Below are 18379 nucleotides of genomic sequence, written 5' to 3'. Positions count from 1 at the left end.
TATATGCACCAACTCAAATGCATAACTTAAAAGATTTACTAGAAATTGGCGGCTTTGATGCAAATGTTAAAATTGAGGATTGGGACTTATGGTTAAGATTAACAAAGAAGGGTAAAAAAATATTATGTATACCAGAATTTTTAGCTTACTACAGAATACATGAAAACAATATGTCAGCCGATTTAGATTTCATGTTCACTGAACTTATTGAAATATTAAATAAGTATCAAGATGAAGTGTTATTTAAAAAAGCAAAATTTAATATTGTTAAGCAATATAAACTCAAACCTATCAAAAAATTAAGTAAACTAAAATATTATTTTATGAAAATTTCTTATTTAATGACTGGAGCTATCTAAGCTTAGCTATATCAGATTGAAGAAAATATCACTATTTTATTTTTTGATAAATATCGTCTCCAGATTCAGCTCGACGAAAGCGCTTATATGCCCAAGAGTATTGCTCTGGCGCCACACTAATCATACGCTCAATTTCCCGATTTAATGTATCTACCGATAACTGTAGGTCTTTCGAGGAAATATCCGCAGCCAGCTCAGTCACAATTAACTCAAAACCCGATAAATCAGCACGTCGAATACAACTTAAACCGACTAAAGCACATTGTGTTTTTACCGCCATTTTAGATACCAAAGTTGAAGATAATGCCTGTTTGCCAAAGAAAGGAGAATAAATCCCGCCTGATTCTTTGGGGACATGGTCAGGTAAAATAATAGAAAATCCACCATTTTTAACATGCTTAAATACAGCCTTTACGCCTAATTCATTGGTGGGAACTAAGGTTGATTTTAAACGCTGACGCGATTGCAACATGAAGCGATCTATCGCCTGATTTTTATTTGGCTTATACATAATGACTGGCGAGGTATATTGATTAAGCCACGCATTCAGTAGCTCCCAAGTGCCAAAATGCGGTGCGGCAGCAAGGCATCCATGAGGATTGGCTAAAGCTGTTATAAACAGCTCTGCGCCATGCACGTCTTTAATTAACGATAAAGCATATTCAGGTGAGCTGCCCCAAATTTTAATTGACTCTATGTAGGTCATGCATTGGCTTTTTAGACTCTGTTTAACCAGTGCTTGATGCTGCTGCTCGGTTAAATCAGGATAGGCCAATTGCAGATTAATCTGGGTAATGCGTCGCATAGAAGAAGGGTACGAACACAACAGTATTGCCACAGCCTGTGCTAAATGTTGTAGCCAACGTAGCGGGAATAAGGCCAAAAATTTAAGGAAAAAATACAGCATAGCGTAACTCGATAATCAGTAGATGATGTGAGCTTGAAAATCTTCTTTCTTAAAGCTCTATATAGATGACAGAATTACGCTATTTGTAAGATTACTAAAGAAAATGAAAATCTTGATAAAATTGAAAATAATCGTAGTGTTGTAAATGGGCGCAGCTTATGGCCGAAAATATTGAAATCAAGTGCAACTATTTATTGAGCTTGATCTGCATTTCCTTTTAACACCATATAAATTAAACTGACAAAAATAAGTAAAGCGCCGCCTAAGCTACTCACGCAAAAATACAGAATACGTTGATTGGTATCCATGTTAAACAAACCATTGGCTAAGATATAACGCATAAACAACCATTGTACGATCGAAAATACAATCAGCATAAGGGCGCGACGACGTACAGCAGGACGCATAGCCATAGGGGAGTGCTCGCAATAAAGCAGGAATAGACTGCTATTATGCCACTGCCGAGTCTTGATCTCAACGTAATAAAAAACCCTGCCAGAGCAGGGTTTTAAAGTTCAATGCAAGAATTAAGCGTCGTCTTTCACTTCAGCTTTTGGTTTTTCGCGTAAACGAATCCCCAAATCACGCAATTGATTTGGCTCAACTGGTGCAGGTGCTTGAGTTAATGGACATTCCGCAGTTTTGGTTTTCGGGAACGCAATTACGTCACGAATAGAAGAAGCACCCGTCATCAGCATCACTAAACGATCCAGACCAAAGGCCAAACCACCGTGCGGAGGCGCACCATAACGTAATGCATTGAGCAAGAAGCTGAATTTCTCCTCAGCTTCTTCCTCATCAATGCCTAATGCAGCAAAAATCGCTTGTTGCATTTCTAGGTTAAAGATACGCAATGAACCACCGCCCACTTCAGTACCGTTCAAGACCATGTCATAAGCAACTGAAAGCGCAGCACCCGGATTATTCTTCACCTCTTCTACACTTGATTTTGGTAGTGTGAATGGGTGATGTACCGAAGTCCATTTACCATCATCGGTTTCTTCAAACATTGGGAAATCAACCACCCAAAGTGGTGCCCACTCGCAGGTTGCTAGTTTCATGTCATGACCGACTTTAATACGCAATGCACCCATAGCATCGTTCACTACTTTGGCTTTATCTGCACCAAAGAACACGATATCGCCATTTTCAGCGCCGACACGTTTCAATAAATCCAGCACGATTGGCTCGATAAATTTAACGATTGGAGATTGTAAGCCTTCAATGCCTTTTTCAAGGTCGTTGACTTTAATATAGGCCAAACCTTTCGCGCCATAGATACCGACAAATTTAGTATATTCATCAATTTGGCTACGTGGCAATGCGCCAGCACCCGGTACACGAAGTGCCACAATACGACCTTTCGGGTCTTTAGCAGGACCTGCAAAAACTTTGAACTCAACGTCTTGCATCATGTCGGCAACGTCAACCAATTTCAACGGAATACGCATATCTGGTTTGTCAGACGCATAGTCACGCATGGCATCGGCATAAGTCATACGTGGGAATTTGTCGAAATTAACGTTTAAAAGTTCTTTGAACATTTTAACCGTTAACGTTTCCATCAAATCCATAATGTCATCGTCACTCATGAACGATGTTTCAACATCGATCTGGGTGAATTCTGGCTGACGATCGGCACGCAAGTCTTCATCACGGAAGCATTTGGCAATTTGGTAATAACGGTCAATACCACCGACCATCAACAATTGTTTAAACAACTGTGGTGATTGCGGCAATGCGTAGAAGCTACCGTTAGATACACGACTTGGCACGAGATAGTCACGTGCACCTTCAGGGGTTGCACGGGTTAAAATTGGGGTTTCAACGTCTAAGAAACCATTTTCTTCGAAATAGTTACGAATCAGATTGGTCAATTTAGAGCGGAAACGTAAACGATCGAGCATTTCAGGACGACGAATATCGAGGAAGCGATATTTCAAACGCACTTCTTCAGAAATATTGGTATTTTCATCATTCAGTGGAAATGGCGGGGTTTCAGATGCAGCCAAAACTTCGATGTCTTTGGCCAATACTTCAATTTGACCACTGACCATATTGGCATTTTCGGTGCCTTCATAACGGCGACGAACACGGCCGGTAATTTTAAGCACAAATTCTGAGCGTACTTTGTCTGCAGTTGAGAACGCTTCTGGGGTATCTGGGTCAATGACCACTTGTACCAGACCATCGCGGTCACGCATATCAAGGAAGATCACCCCACCGTGGTCACGGCGACGATGAACCCAACCGCATAAGGTTACGGTTTGGTCAATTTGAGTTTCGGTTAAAGTACCGCAGTAATGAGTTCGCATCATAGCGTAAACAATCCAACTATATGGTTTAAGGCAAGCGTATACGTAAACAGCGTACCGCCTTTGAATGCTGAATTATGCCCCTTTGGGGTTTTTGTCACAACCGCTAGATGGAAAAACAGCGTTAAATCCAGCAAAAACATTTTTTAATCCAGCGTTATAGCGGTTAATTCAAACGATGGCCGCGATCCAAAAATAAAAACAGCAGGCAGCCTAAAGTAAATACTGGCAGCGCGGCTTGGGTAAACTCATTAATCGATTTACCTATAAAAAAGTACAGCTCACTGCGCCAAATGTCTGGCGCAAAGTAACGCGCGTAATCCCAAGTTGATAGCGCGCCCACCAACAGAGAGAGCAAGAGCAAGGTCAGCGCAAAAATTTTAATCTTTAAACTGACTGATATAACGTTACGATATTGCCGATAATATTGCCGACACATCCAGCCGATTATCGGTAGCGCTAAAATGGAACTGCCAATTTGCAATATTCGGTGCAGCGGATAACTGTACTGAAATAAGGTGATGTTTTGACTTAACCAGTCGTGAAAAGCAAAAGTTCTAAAATCGACATGGGTTAAGCCATCCCAAATAATATGTGTGGCGGTGCCCAATAGAATGGCTAGACTGATGCTTATGAAAAACCGAATAGCACTGGAAAAACTATGTAGGGCTAAATCGTGCTGGATCCCCAAAAAGCGATAAATAACTGGCCGATATAGCGCGTACCACAGCAGCGCAAATGCTAAACCCATCCACAGATCAGGTTGAATGAGTGCGCGCCAAAGATGAGTGTGAGCATCTTGGCTGTTACTGAACAAGCGGATTAAATCTGGCACCATACAGCCAATGGCCAGTGCGGCAATGGGTAGTCTATGACCAGTTAATTTAGACAGCGGCGGGGCAAGAACAGCATGAGACAAGGTAAAGGGCATGTAAAAATCTTTTAGATTGCATCATTATTTAATGCGATAGGGGCTCAGTTTAGCCAACCGACCAGAAAAGAAATGTTTTTTATTGCAAAAGCATTGTAATGTTATATTATAACAATAACTAAAAATTCTAGCTTTGAGTCGGTTTCATGTTGCTGCATAAAAATCTCATTACCTTATCTATTTTTGCCATTATCAGCCCTGCAGTTTTTGCCGCTGATGCCATTGAAAGTCAACAATTGGCCACGATTCAATTACAAGCGCATCCGTTACAGCAATCGGCAGTCGATTTTGCTGTAGCGGATCAGGTGATTACGCATAAAACTTTGGCTGAACGTGGCACCAGCATTGGGGAGGCTTTGGCCACAGAACTTGGCGTCTCGTCTAATCAATATGGTGCAGGCTCAAGTCGTCCGGTGATTCGAGGGCAAGATGGGCCGCGGGTTAAAGTCCTGCAACATGCCTCAGAAACTGCTGATGTGTCCAGTTTATCCCCCGATCATGCGGTGACGGTTGATCCTATTTTAGCCCAACAAGTTGAAATTATTCGTGGGCCATCGACCTTGTTATATAGCGCAGGCACAGTTGGTGGCTTGGTCAATGTGACCGATCAAAAAATTCCAACGCAAATGCCAGAAAAAGGCTATGAGGGTCAAGTGGGTCTGCGTTACAACTCCGGTAGTGATGAAAAGCTGGCCAGTGCCGGTGCAACGGTGGCGTTAGGCAGCCAAGTGGCATTGCGTGTTGAAGGCTTGAAAAAGGATGCTCAGAATTATATTGCCCCCGATTATCTGCATGAAGGAGAAAAGGAGCGCCGCGTCGACAACACTTTTGCCAAAGGGGAAACGCTGAATCTCGGATTATCTTGGATTTATGAGCGTGGTTTTAGCGGTATTTCCTATAGTAATCGTCAAGATCAATATGGCTTACCTGGACATAGTCATGAATATGAAGACTGTCATACGCATGGCAATCAGTTACATTGTGGCGACCATGACGACCATGTGCTGGATCACGATGGACATGATCATGATGAAGAGCATGAACACGCTGGGCCTTGGGTGGATTTAAAATCACAGCGTTATGATTTCAGGACTGAATTGAACGATCCTTTCGCCGGTTTTCAAAAGCTACGCGCACATGCCAGTTATACTGACTACAAACATGACGAGTTAGAAGAAAATATTGCCATGACCACCTTTAAAAGCCAAGGTTATGATGCGCGTTTAGAGCTGCTGCATCATCCGATTGCCGATTGGGAAGGGGTGATTGGGACACAGTATAATCAACAAAAACTGAATATTAGCGGTGAAGAGTCTTTACTGGCACCGAATAAAACCCAAAAATGGAGCTTATTTGCTTTAGAGCATAAGCAATTTAACGCTCTGCATGTCGAGCTTTCTAGCCGTGTAGAGCAGCAAAAAATTCAGATTGATTCCAAGCAAAAAGACTTTGATGATTATGGATTGTCTTATTTTGGCGCGGTAAATTGGGCATTCGCTCCGAACTATAAATTATCCTTGGTGGCTTCGCATCAAGAACGTTTACCGTTGGCGCAGGAACTCTATGCAGAGGGCAAGCATTTCGCCACCAACACCTATGAGCGAGGCAACGAAAATTTAACTGCAGAAAAATCCAACAATTTAGAGTTGGCTTTGCATTATGAACAAGATCAGTTTGATTATCATGTGCATCTGTATCACAACTGGTTCGATAATTATATTTATGCACAAACGCTGGATCAGTTTAAAGATTTTCGCTTAGTACAATACACACAAGACAAAGCCAAGTTTTATGGCGTCGAGGCGCAAGCCAGCTATGCCTTGAATGAGACGTATAAGTGGAGTGTCTTGGGTGATTATGTGCGTGGTAAAATTGACAGTGACAATGCACCGCGCGTTCCCGCTGGTCGTTTAGGTAGTAAAGTCGATGCCAACTTTGATGATCATTGGTCCGGTTTAGCCGAGTATTACCATGTCTTTAAGCAAGACAAAATCAGCGCCTATGAAAATGAAACCGCAGGCTATAACATGGTCAATTTGGGTGTTGCGTATGCCGGACAATATGCGAAAAACAATGATTATCGCGTCTATTTAAAAGCCAACAACTTACTTGATGATCAAGTCTATTCACATGCCTCGTTCTTAGCGAATATTCCACAAGTGGGACGTAACTTTAGCCTTGGGGTCGATTTTTCGTTTTAAGCAACGTGGCGCTAACTGAGCAGTATTCTGAGTAGGTTTCACAGAAATCCTCTTGAAAAATCAAACCATAAAACCTAGTCTAATCACATTGGACTAGGTTTTTTGTTATGCGTATTTTTCAACGAATTCATCAGAAATTAAATTGGTCGCGCCGCCATTATGTCAGCGTACTGATTGGTTTATTGGCTTTGGGCTATCTTTCTTCGGCGGTTTATCATAGCTATAAACCCTTGCCTGAAGGACTGGATTTTACCGGTAAATTGCGTCATGCCGAAGTGAAATTTATAGCTGATCAAACCTATATGGATGCGCAGGGCAAACAACAGCAACAACATCATATTTTTGATGAAATGTTAAAAATGATTGATGAGGCTCAAACCACCATTGTGTTGGATATGTTTTTATTCAATCAAGAGGTTGGTGAATCGACGCTGCTACAGCGTCAATTAACCCAGCAATTAACCGAAACCTTAATTTTAAAGCATGGTGTGCAACCAAATATTGAGATTAAAGTCATCACCGATCCGATTAATTCGGTCTATGGCGGCGTCATGCCGCAGCATTATCAAAAGCTACGTGCCGCTGGAATTAATGTCATTGAAACCGATTTAACCCCACTGCGTGCCTCTAATCCGTTGTGGTCGGGCTTTTGGTATATTTGCTGTCAAGGTTTAGGCAATAATGTGGAAAAGGGCTGGTTGCCGAATCCCTTTGGGAATGAAAAAATCACTTTGCGTAGTTATTTTAATTTGTTTAATTTTAAAGCCAATCATCGTAAAACTTTGGTGGTCGATACTGCGCAAGGTTGGAAAGCTTTGGTTACCTCAGCCAATCCGCACGATGGCAGTTCACGCCATTCAAATGTGGCGTTAATCGTGACCGGTAATACCGCAATTGATGTACTAAAAACAGAACAAGCCGTCGGTCGTATGTCAAAAGGCGATATTCCGATGGTGATTGTCGGTGAGTTTGAAGCAGAAAAATCCTTACCGCAGGTACAGTTATTAACTGAGGAAGCTATTTATGAGGCCACTTTAACCTTAATTAAAACTGCTAAACCGCAACAGCAGATTGATTTGGCGATGTTTTATTTATCTGAACGTCAGATTGTAAAAGCCTTGATTGCCGCACATCAGCGCGGGGTAAAACTACGCGTATTGCTGGATCCGAATAAAGATGCCTTTGGTCGACAAAAAAATGGTATTCCCAATCGTCAAGTGGCCTCCGAATTAAATGCTGCCGGTATCACGGTGCGTTGGTGTAATACCCAAGGTGAGCAGTGCCACAGCAAAATGATCATCAAGCACGATGCTGCACAAGCAGAGTTAATTTTAGGTTCAGCCAATTTTACCGCGCGTAATCTTAAAAATTATAATTTAGAAAGTGATTTACGCGTCCTAGGTGTAGCGAAAGCGCCCGTGTTTAACGATGCCAATCAATATTTCGATACGGCATGGGAAAATTTAGACGGTAAAAATATGAGTGTCGCTTATAGCCAATATGCGGATGAATCTCAGCTTAAATATGCGCTGTATGGTTTAATGGAGTGGAGTGGTTTATCTACTTTTTAAATTAGCCTCATCCCCGCTGTCTTTTTATCGCAAAGGCTGAGGACGAGGTTATATTGCCCATAAAAAAAGCGCTGAATGCGCTTTTTTTATTGCGGATTTGGCGGAACCAATTGATCTAAATCAGCATCTTTTATCTTATCCAGTTCAGCTAAGTCGGTTTTGATGGTCCACTGGGTTTCATCGTCTACCGGTTTTGGTAAACGCGCTTCTAACCAATCACAGACGACATCGGGTGGAAAGTCGACATGATTGCATTGAATCACCCACGCTAAAAACTCTTTGGCTTCACCATTCATATACGGCGGCGGAGAAACTGGGAGGAATTGAGTAGGCAGACGTTCATTCTTGGAAATATAATTCAGCACATGGGCCAACTCTTGCACAGTTTGCCAAGCCAGTGGATGCTCAATATTAATTTGAAATTTAAACCACCATGTATGTTGCCCATCGGAACCATAGGCATCAATTAAGGCTTCTTGTACGCTTGGTACTTTACAAAAAAATTGATGCAGACGGTCAAAATTTAAATCAGCCACGCTATTTGATCCCAGAATAAAAAGATGATCTTAGCATAAAGTGCAGAGCGATTTAACGGCATGCATGCCGCAAATGATTACAGTCTAGGCTGTACAAAATATTGCATGAGATGTTTTTTTATCCATCTTTGATCAAGCACTGACGTGTAAGATAAAAGGTATATCTCAAATTAAATAAAGCAGATGGGGATACGCTCATGAAAAAATTAGTTGTCTATACGGTGTTGGCTATGCTGTGTGGTGTTTCGGCCAGTACACAGGCGGAAAATCAGTGGTCGAACTATCAAGGCATCGATCGCACACAGAATCAGCATCGTCCGTATTACCCGAATCAATCTTATCCGCAGAATCGACCGCATTATCCGAGTCAATCTTATCCGCACTATCCGAATAGCCCTTATCCACCTTATGGCGGTTATCCAGTTATACGGCCGGGCATCAGTATCCAATATCAAGCGCCCACCACCATCACTCAGAATTCACAAAGTTATAGTTGGGTCAATGGCGATCCAAATAGCGCACGCATTGAAAGCTCCAGCTATAGTGTGGTCACGGATTGGCAAAATTTAGGTTTACCTGCACCGCCCAAAGGCACTTACTGGGTGTATCAAAATGGACACTATGTGTTGATGTCGAATCGTTAAGGGCATAAAGCTAAGCTCATGCAATGGGGCGGCGATGGTTTTATTTGTGCATTAAAAAACGCCTGACAAGGCAGGCGTTTTTTAATTTAACTACTCTTATGATTGGTTGGTAAAGTAGTCTTCACTAAAGTTCATCACCACTTCAGAACCGGCTTTCACTTTGGTAATACGTAAGCTAAGTTCAGGCAAAATGCGCTGTACAAAGTACAAAGCCAAAGACAGTTTGTTTTGATAAAACTCGCCTTCTTTGGCTTTGGCTGCTTTGGCCATGCGTGCAAACATATAAGAGAAGCTGAGTAAGCCAACTGCATGTAAGTAATCAACAGCGGCTGCATTAGAAAATTCAGAATTTTCAGCCGCGGCTTCTAAAATAAATTGCGTTACAGATTCAATTTCAGTGGCTGCATCTAAAGTGGCATCTTTAATGAAGTTTAAATCTGCATCAAGGTTATTGGCAAAATCACGAATTTCCGTGATGTATTCATTCATAAATACACCATTACATTTAATGGTTTTACGACCAATTAAATCTTGCGATTGAACGCCGTTGGTGCCTTCATAAATTTGTGAAATACGTAAATCACGAACACATTGTTCCATGCCCCATTCACGAATATAACCATGACCACCAAAGACCATTTGTGCATCAATCACGGCATTAAAGGCCGTATCAGTCAGATAAGCTTTGGCCACTGGGGTGAGTAATGACACGCGATTATTGGCCGCTTTCACTGCTTCAGCATCGGTTGAGAATTTGGTGATGTCCAATTGCTGACCCACATACACTGCAAAGGCACGTGATGCTTCATTGTTGGCACGGGCATTTAACAACATGCGACGTACATCGCCATGCACTAAAATGCTGTCTGCAACTTTATTGGGTGATTTTATCCCAGAGACACTACGACCTTGAATACGGTCAGTGGCATATTGTGCCGCATTTTGATAAGCAAACTCAGAAGCGCCAAGACCTTGTAGACCCATCGATAAACGTTCGTAGTTCATCATCACGAACATCGCCGCGAGACCTTCATTTTCTTTACCGACCAAGTAACCTTTGGCGCCATCAAAATTCATCACGCAAGTGGCAGATGCTTTAATCCCCATTTTGTGCTCAATTGAACCCGGTGCTGCGGCATTACGTTCACCGACAGAACCATCTGCATTGACCAAGAATTTAGGCACAATAAACAGTGAGATACCGCGTGAACCAGCAGGCGCATCCGGAGTCTTTGCCAACACCAAGTGAATAATATTTTCTGCTAAATCGTGATCACCACCGGTAATAAAGATTTTAGTGCCGGTAATGTTGTAGGTGCCATCTTGGTTACGTTCAGCTTTGGTTTTAATAATCCCTAAATCAGTACCAGCATGCGGTTCGGTTAAGCACATAGTACCTGACCATTCACCCGAGTAGATTTTAGGCAAATAGGTTTCTTTTTGCTCTTGTGAGGCATAGCTGTTTAACGCCATACCGGCACCTACAGAGAGCAACGGATAGAGCAAGAATGATGGGTTGGTGGCGAATAGCATTTCATCGGCTAATACAGTCAGCATTTTTGGCATGCCTTGACCGCCCCATTCTTCCTCAGCACCTAAACCAATCCAACCGCCATCGGCATATTGCTTAAAGGCTTCTTTAAAGCCAGCAGGGGTGGTGACTTGACCATTGCTAAAGGTTGCACCTTCTTCATCGCCGCTACGGTTAATCGGTAAGGTTACGTTTTGTGCAAATTTCGCCATTTCTTCTAGAATAGCTTCTGCGGTTGCCGCATCGACATGGGCAAGATTTTCATTAGCCTGAAAAAATTGTTCAGCATGGAACACATCATTTAAGATAAATTTCATGTCAGCAAGCGGTGCATTATAAATTGGCATAGCGGGTCACCTGTATAGAGTTTAATTCAGTTTACTTGGATCAGTCTAAGCGATGAAAAACACGCGTGTTAGACGACTAAAGATTAATTTTTTATCTGTTATAAAGAAAAAGGACGGCCAAATTAATGACGGTCCTTCTCCTGTTGATCACGTTAACACGTCATAAAATTAGAATGCGAAATGTTCAGCATCTAAAGCAAGCAATGTATCAACACCGCTGGCAATAACATCGACATGTGAACGTACACGTGGAAGGATTTTCTTGAAGTAAAAACGTGCAGTGATGACTTTTGCATTATAGAAGTCCACTTCGCTGCTACCGGCTGCAAGTGCTTCTTGTGCAACCAATGCCATACGTGCCCACAAGTATGCCAAAGTGACATAACCTGAGAAATACATATAGTCGACTGCTGCTGCGCCCACTTCATCTGGGTTTTGCATCGCACGCATACCAATCTGCATGGTTAAATCACCCCACTCTTTATTCAGAGCAGTCAGTGGTTCAAGGAATTCTGTCATTGCTGCGTTGTCTTTATTGGCTTCAGCGAATTTGTGGATCATTTTGGTGAAGTCTTTCAACATTGCACCTTGTGTACCCAAAACTTTACGACCCAATAAATCCAGTGCTTGAATTTCAGTGGTGCCTTCGTAGATGCAGGCAATACGTGTATCACGAACAATCTGTTCCATACCGTATTCAGAAATAAAGCCGTGGCCACCGAACACTTGTACACCGTGTTTTGCTGCTTCTGAACCAGTTTCGGTTAAGAATGCTTTAGCAATAGGGGTCAACAATGACAACATGTTGTCAGCTGCTTTACGTTCTTCTTCAGTGGCACCTTGTTCTACGATATCGGCATATTGCGATAGTAAGTAAACCAAGGCACGACCGCCTTCTGCAAATGATTTTTGCGTGAGGAGCATATTACGTACAGCAGGATGCACGATAATTGGATCGGCATCTTTTTCTGGCGCTTTAGCACCTGAAAGCGAACGCATCGCTAAACGATCTTTGGCATACGCAAGTGCACCTTGGAACGAACCTTCAGAAGCTGCGACACCTTGTACAGCAGTACCAATACGTGCAGTGTTCATAAAGGTGAACATGCAGTTTAGACCACGGTTTTCAGCACCAATTAAGAAGCCTTTGGCGTTATCAAAGTTGATCACGCAAGTGGCATTACCGTGAATACCCATTTTATGTTCAATCGAGTTACAACGTACTGCATTGCGATCAGCAACTTCGCCTTCGGCAGTTACGTTGAATTTAGGCACGATAAAGAGTGAAATACCTTTGGTACCTTTTGGCGCACCCGGCAGACGTGCCAACACGATATGAACGATATTTTCTGCCATGTCATGTTCACCGGCAGAAATAAAGATTTTCTCACCGGTAATGGAATAGCTACCATCTGCATTTGGTTCTGCTTTAGAGCGAATGATGCCCAAGTCAGAGCCAGCATGTGATTCAGTTAAACACATGGTACCAGTCCATTCACCGGTGACTAATTTAGGTAAATAAACCGCTTTTTGTTCTTCAGAACCATGGTGTTCAACAGTACGGATTGCACCATGGGAAAGACCTGGATACATGCCCCAAGACCAGTTCGCAGTCCCGACCATTTCTGAAATGGTGGTGCCAAGTGAACCTGGAAGGCCTTGACCGCCATGTGCTTCTGGTACAGCAAGAGATGGGAAACCCAGTTCGATATATTTTTGATACGCTTCTTTAAAGCCAGTCGGGGTCGTAACGACGCCATCATTCCACGTACAACCTTCGCTATCGCCTGATTGATTAATCGGAGACAGTTCATTTTCACAAAAATCAGCAGCAGCTTCTAAATATTGATCAACCAACTCACGGCTTACATTTTCTTGAAATGCAGGCAATTTTGCATAATGTTGTTCAGCATTTAATAATTCATGCATCACAAATTGCATATCACGTAACGGCGCTTTGTATTGTGGCATATCGGTTTCCTCAATACTGGTTTAACCAGCTTATAATCCTAATCAACAATGCAACGTGCCTTCTGTGACACGCATTTCTATGTCTCAATCGTGCAACATCTTGCTATTTGGTACAACCTCTGCAGTACTTTTCTTGGTGACTGTAAAGTCAAAGTTTTCTGCATTGAAATTGCTAAGTATATTGACTCTAAAAGATTTTATCGTTGAGGGTGCATGGTGGATAGTCAAACAAGGCACAATTGCGCGGCATAAAAAAAGGCGCATTCAAGCACCTTTTTTTATTTTTGATTCACTAGGCGTTACACATTAGCTGTTGGCTACCGCTGTTTGTGGTTGAAAACGTAATTGGCATTGGCCATTGATACTGTGTTCACCCATTTTAATTTGCACTGCTTGACCGCTCGTTTTCCCTTGGCAGGCTTTTGTCATGGCCTGTTGTTTGGCTTGACGTTCGGCCAAACGTTGCGAAAATTCTTGGGTTAACTCCGCACGGCGCGCATCGGTTAAAGGCTCAGCACCTCTCATGTGCATACCGTTAATTTCACCACGCATCGGACGATGTTGAGCTTTCATATCGCGTTGTTCCGCACGCATATTTTTCGCTGCTTGTTGATCGGGTTTAAACGTCATTGCACAAGTTCCTGCAATGGTCTTTTCACCGGCTTTAATTTGTACCGACTGACCTGCGCTTTTATGCTCACAAGCTTGTTTGATTTGTGCGTAAATTTTCTTGCGTTCAGCATGCATCTGTTGGCGCTGTTCGCGTTGTTCAGGCGTCATCTTCATTTGATGTTCAGCGTGATGCTGTTTCATGCTGTGACTGGGTTCATTTTCTTTGGCCGTATTGGTGGATTGGCAGGCACTCAATACGCCCATACTCAATACGCTGGCACTGACTAAAGCAATTTTTGTCATCATTTGCATGTTTATTCTTCCTTAAGACAGAACTTTATTCGCTGGTATAAGAATAGACAATAAAGATGAAGAAACAATGAAGAGTTTTTCAGTACAGGGTTAGTTACAATTAGGCCTTAAACTGCACAGTTGAGATTTTGCTTTTGAAAATTCGTCGCATTCCGATTGCCTTACGTTTATTTCTAACCGTATTGCTCACCACCTTGGTGATTACCACCGTTAGCTTAGGCGTGTTGCATTGGACCATGCAAAAGAATTTTGCGCGTTATGTGGCAGATGTAGAGATGCAAAAGCTCGATCAAGTGATTGCTAATTTGGCAGGCGTCTACCATGTTTATCATGATTGGGGCAACGCCATTCAAGCACAAATATTGCAAATTGAGGGCGACGCCGCCGCAGATGATTATGATAAATTGTCGCGTTGGTGGTTGCGTAGGCAGTATGATATTGCGCTGCAACAGCAATATTTTGAAGTCAATTCCTTGCTGAATGTAACGCCGCATTTAGACGATAAAGCCAGCCAGCAAAAGAAAACCCTGAATCAGGAAGAGCTGCGCATTATTGAGATGAATTTGCCTTCTGAATATCAACCGTTTGATGGCTTGAAATTTCCACTGGGCGCCAACAGCAACAATGTGCTGCGAACCGATAAGAAAAGTGAAGCGGGCACACCAAACTTTGTACAAAACAGCAGCAAGAAAAAGCAGTTTATTTCGATGCCAGATCGCTTAGGATTGAGTTCGCGACTGTCTTTATATGATGCCAATAAGCAGTTTGTGGTCGGTGAAATCTCAGATGTTCCAGTGTCCTATCGTCCTATTGTAGTCAACCATAAAGTGGTCGGTTATTTAGGTTTAAAACCCGTGCTCAGTCAAGATGATGCATTGAGTATCAATTTTTTTAGTAATCAAAAACGCTATTTGTTGCTGATCTATGCATTGACCTTAATCAGTAGTTTGATTGCCGCTTTACTGTTGGCAACTTATTTTAAAAAGCCGATTCAGCGTCTATTAAATGCCACACGCGAGTTGACCAAAGGGCATTATCAACACCAAGTAAAGATTAATCGGAATGATGAATTGGGCGATTTATCCAATGAGATTAATCAACTGGCGATTATTTTAGACCAACATGAACAGTCACGTCGTCAATGGGTGGCAGATACGTCACATGAGTTAAAAACACCACTGGCCGTGCTGCAAGCACAAATTGAAGCCATGCAAGATGGGATTCGTAAACCGACTGCAACTCATTTTGAGGCCATGCTCCGCCAAGTCACCAGCTTAAAAAAATTGACCCAAGATTTAGCCGATTTAGCCCAAGCCGAAGCGCAGCAGCTAAGCTGTTACTTTGCGCCAGTGAATCCGTGGCAGGTGATACTGCAAGAAGTGGACAACTTTAAACCTAAGTTTGAACAAGCCGATTTGTCGGTGTCGATTGAGGGTGAGGGAACGCGTTTACAATTAGACATAGACCGTTTTAAACAAATTATGGTCAACTTGCTGGGCAATAGTGTGCGCTATACCGAAGCCGGCGGCCAGATTCATATTCATACCGAGCAGACGGCCACACATTGGAGTGTGATGGTGGACGATAGTCCCTTTGGCTTAACTGATGTGCAGTTGGCCCGTTTGGGCGAGCGTTTTTATCGTGTGGATGATTCGCGTACACGCAGTACCGGCGGTACCGGTTTAGGTCTGGCATTATCGGTTAAAATTGCACAGGCTTTAGGCGGCGAGTTGAGCTTTGAACATTCTCCATTGGGTGGTTTGCGTTGCAAACTGACTTTTCCAAAACAGTTGAACTCATAAAGGAACAAGATTCATGAAACACATTATGCTGGTTGAAGATGAAGTTGAACTTGCAGAATTGGTACGCGACTATTTAGAAGCTGGCGGTTTTGAGGTCAGTATGTTTCATGATGGTCAAGCCGCGTATGACAGCTTTATGCAGCGTAAACCCAGTTTGATGATTTTAGATTTGATGGTGCCACGGATGGATGGGCTCACTATGTGCCGTAAAGTGCGTGAACAGTCTGATATTCCCATTATTATGGTGACTGCACGTACCGAAGAGATCGACCGAGTTTTGGGCTTGAATATGGGCGCAGATGATTACATTTGTAAACCCTTTAGCCCGAAAGAATTGGTGGCGCGTGTACAAGCCGTGTTACGCCGTTTAGATCGTCAGATTGAGCCTGAACAGAATCGCTTATTTCGTATGGACAAAGCGCAACAACGGATTTGGTATCAACAAAAGACGCTGAATCTTACGCCCACGGAATTTCGTTTATTGGAATTATTTTTAGATCATACCGGACAAGTCTATTCTCGTGCGCAATTGCTTGATCATATCAATCCAGATAGTTTTGATGTGGCGGATCGCGTCATTGACAGTCATATTAAAAACTTACGCCGTAAAATCTCTGATGCCGCTGAAACCGGTAATCGTCATGAATGGATTCAAGCCTTATATGGCGTGGGATATCGTTTTGAATATCCAGAAGATTAAAATGATCTTCTTTTCAGCATAAAGATATAAACAGCGAATAAATTTTGGATTTATTCGCTGTTTTGATTTAAACGCTGTGATTAAATTTTCTCTACGGATGTTCAGTCTTTTATGACGAGCAACTGACCATAACCTCCGGCACATCGCTTGGTGGTGGGACTAAATCTTCTGCTTGTTCTAATTCTGTTTGCTTGCGATAAGGCTGACTGAGTAACTGAAATAAACGTTCCACTTCGGAAAAATCATCTTGCTGTGCCAGCTCAATGGCTTTTTGCGCCATGTGATTACGCAAAATATACTGCGGATTGGCCAAACGCATTTCAGCATCGAGTACATCAACTGCTTGGTTTTCACGAATAGTCTGATACTGGGTTAAGAAGGCATCAAACTGCCGTGTATCGAGGCAATCATCACGCAGCGCCGTATAGGCTTGATTTTGCAAGCGAATAAAACTGCCGGTGTAATCAAGCTGTTCGCTTTGTAAAATGTGTAAAAAGGCCATCGCACAATTAAAGCTGTCCTTGTGGAAATGTGGTAAACCCATTTTCTGAGATAGCCCAAGTTGGTAATGTTCTAAAAAGGTCGCTTCAAAGTGTTCTAGGCATTGTGCTAAATCCTGTTTAAATTGCTCTTTTTGTTCCGGCTTGGCCAAAGGAATTAAGTTGTTCAGCCATGTCCATAAGTCCCAATGCCCCATACTCGGTTGCTGCTGATAAGTATAGCGTGCATTGTAATCTGAATGATTGTTGATCCAATTGGGACGAAAACGTTCCATAAAACCATAAGGGCCAAAATCTAAAGTAGAGCCACTAATGTTCAGATTATCCGTGTTCATCACGCCATGGGCAAAACCGACCAGCTGCCATTTGGCAATCATCACCGCCGTGCGCTGAATTACTTGGGTGGCAAAGGCTAAAATGGGCTGTTCTGCATCGAGACATTCAGGATAATGCCACTCTATGCATTTTTGAGTGAATTCTGCTAGTAATTCAGGTTGATATTGATTAATCCACTCAAAGTGTCCTAAACGAATATGGCAGTCTGAGCTACGCAGCAGCATCGCGCCCATTTCTACTGTTTCGCGCTGTACGCCTTGGGTTGATGTGGTAAAACCCACCGCATTACTCGATGCGACGCCTAAAGCATTCAGTGCATGACCTGCTAAATATTCTCGAATCACTGAGCGCAGTACCGCGCGTCCATCCCCCATACGTGAGTAGGGAGTCAAGCCTGCGCCTTTTAAATGTAGGTCAATGGTTTGATGGTCTCGATCTAGAATCTGTGCAATCAGTAAGCCACGCCCATCGCCCAATTGGCCGGCCCATTGTCCAAATTGATGACCGGCATAGACCATCGCCAACGGTTCAAACTCAGTAAAGGTTTTCTGACCACTACAAATTTCAACCCAAGCGGCTTGGTCGCTGGCTGACCATTGTAATTGATCGGCTAGTGCGGCATTAAAATGCCCGGCTTTGGCACCTTTTAAAGGGACAGGCGACTGATGATGAAAGAGGCGTGGATTGAGCGATGGATAACGAGAATTAAAATGCATAAGACCATCTAAACAATAAACAGAAAGAGTATGACTATAGCAAACTTAAACCGTAGAAATAAATAAAGCCCCAAGAAGGGGCTTTATC

General features: G+C 42.7%; 14 protein-coding genes and 1 pseudogene. 6 read left to right on the top strand and 9 right to left on the bottom strand.

The genetic code is table 11. From position 1 onward, the window contains the following. A pseudogene (locus SE27_RS13930) lies at positions 1-359 on the top strand (glycosyltransferase family 2 protein); the annotation flags it as partial. A gap of 31 nt (positions 360-390) precedes the next feature. Here SE27_RS13930 and SE27_RS11870 read toward each other — a convergent pair. The 4 genes from SE27_RS11870 to SE27_RS11855 all read right to left on the bottom strand — a co-directional run bounded on the left by SE27_RS11870 (position 391) and on the right by SE27_RS11855 (position 4512). Beyond that, positions 391-1263 carry a lysophospholipid acyltransferase family protein gene (locus SE27_RS11870; RefSeq protein ID WP_039624002.1) on the bottom strand — a complete coding sequence of 291 codons (873 nt, stop codon included), beginning with the start codon at positions 1261-1263 and terminating at the stop codon, positions 391-393. A gap of 194 nt (positions 1264-1457) precedes the next feature. Further along, positions 1458-1679, bottom strand: coding sequence for a hypothetical protein (locus SE27_RS11865; protein WP_039623628.1), 222 nt, complete (start codon positions 1677-1679; stop codon positions 1458-1460). Between the two features lie 114 nt (positions 1680-1793). Next, positions 1794-3584, bottom strand: coding sequence for an aspartate--tRNA ligase (aspS, locus tag SE27_RS11860; protein WP_039623627.1), 1791 nt, complete (start codon positions 3582-3584; stop codon positions 1794-1796). A 163-nt stretch (positions 3585-3747) separates the two neighbouring features. After that, complete coding sequence (locus tag SE27_RS11855) at positions 3748-4512, bottom strand: DUF4184 family protein (RefSeq protein ID WP_039623626.1); 765 nt, start codon at positions 4510-4512, stop codon at positions 3748-3750. 146 nt (positions 4513-4658) lie between these two features. Between SE27_RS11855 and znuD the strand changes: the two genes are divergently transcribed. Then, a complete protein-coding gene (znuD, locus tag SE27_RS11850; protein WP_039623625.1) occupies positions 4659-6713 on the top strand; it encodes a zinc piracy TonB-dependent receptor ZnuD in 2055 nt (684 codons plus the stop codon). Between the two features lie 107 nt (positions 6714-6820). Further along, a complete protein-coding gene (locus tag SE27_RS11845; protein WP_039623624.1) occupies positions 6821-8284 on the top strand; it encodes a phospholipase D-like domain-containing protein in 1464 nt (487 codons plus the stop codon). 86 nt (positions 8285-8370) lie between these two features. On the opposite strand, the gene SE27_RS11840 is transcribed toward SE27_RS11845, so the two are convergent. Then, positions 8371-8820 (bottom strand): hypothetical protein, encoded by a 450-nt coding sequence (locus tag SE27_RS11840; protein WP_039623623.1) that lies wholly within the window; start codon positions 8818-8820, stop codon positions 8371-8373. Positions 8821-9017: 197 nt separating this feature from the next. Between SE27_RS11840 and SE27_RS11835 the strand changes: the two genes are divergently transcribed. Further along, entirely contained in the window at positions 9018-9464 is a 447-nt protein-coding gene (locus SE27_RS11835) for an RcnB family protein (protein WP_039623622.1), read from the top strand. Positions 9465-9560: 96 nt separating this feature from the next. On the opposite strand, the gene SE27_RS11830 is transcribed toward SE27_RS11835, so the two are convergent. From SE27_RS11830 to SE27_RS11815, 3 genes are all read right to left on the bottom strand, one after another. Beyond that, positions 9561-11342 carry an acyl-CoA dehydrogenase C-terminal domain-containing protein gene (locus SE27_RS11830; protein WP_039623621.1) on the bottom strand — a complete coding sequence of 594 codons (1782 nt, stop codon included), beginning with the start codon at positions 11340-11342 and terminating at the stop codon, positions 9561-9563. Positions 11343-11510: 168 nt separating this feature from the next. After that, on the bottom strand, positions 11511-13313 hold the full coding sequence (locus SE27_RS11825; protein ID WP_039623620.1) for an acyl-CoA dehydrogenase C-terminal domain-containing protein: 1803 nt from the start codon (positions 13311-13313) through the stop codon (positions 11511-11513). A 306-nt stretch (positions 13314-13619) separates the two neighbouring features. Next, positions 13620-14237 carry a hypothetical protein gene (locus tag SE27_RS11815; protein ID WP_039623618.1) on the bottom strand — a complete coding sequence of 206 codons (618 nt, stop codon included), beginning with the start codon at positions 14235-14237 and terminating at the stop codon, positions 13620-13622. Positions 14238-14371: 134 nt separating this feature from the next. Here SE27_RS11815 and baeS point away from each other — a divergent pair, with 134 nt between their 5' ends. Next, the gene (gene baeS, locus SE27_RS11810; RefSeq protein ID WP_039623617.1) at positions 14372-16039 is read left to right on the top strand and encodes a sensor histidine kinase efflux regulator BaeS; all 1668 of its coding nucleotides are present in this window, start codon (positions 14372-14374) and stop codon (positions 16037-16039) included. Positions 16040-16052: 13 nt separating this feature from the next. After that, on the top strand, positions 16053-16739 hold the full coding sequence (locus SE27_RS11805) for a response regulator (protein ID WP_039623616.1): 687 nt from the start codon (positions 16053-16055) through the stop codon (positions 16737-16739). Positions 16740-16848: 109 nt separating this feature from the next. On the opposite strand, the gene SE27_RS11800 is transcribed toward SE27_RS11805, so the two are convergent. Further along, positions 16849-18291 carry a protein adenylyltransferase SelO gene (locus tag SE27_RS11800; protein WP_039623615.1) on the bottom strand — a complete coding sequence of 481 codons (1443 nt, stop codon included), beginning with the start codon at positions 18289-18291 and terminating at the stop codon, positions 16849-16851. Positions 18292-18379: the final 88 nt, after the last annotated feature.

The sequence above is a fragment of the Acinetobacter harbinensis genome, assembly GCF_000816495.1.
Classification (GTDB): domain Bacteria; phylum Pseudomonadota; class Gammaproteobacteria; order Pseudomonadales; family Moraxellaceae; genus Acinetobacter; species Acinetobacter harbinensis.
This window is presented reverse-complemented; position numbering and strand designations above follow the sequence as displayed.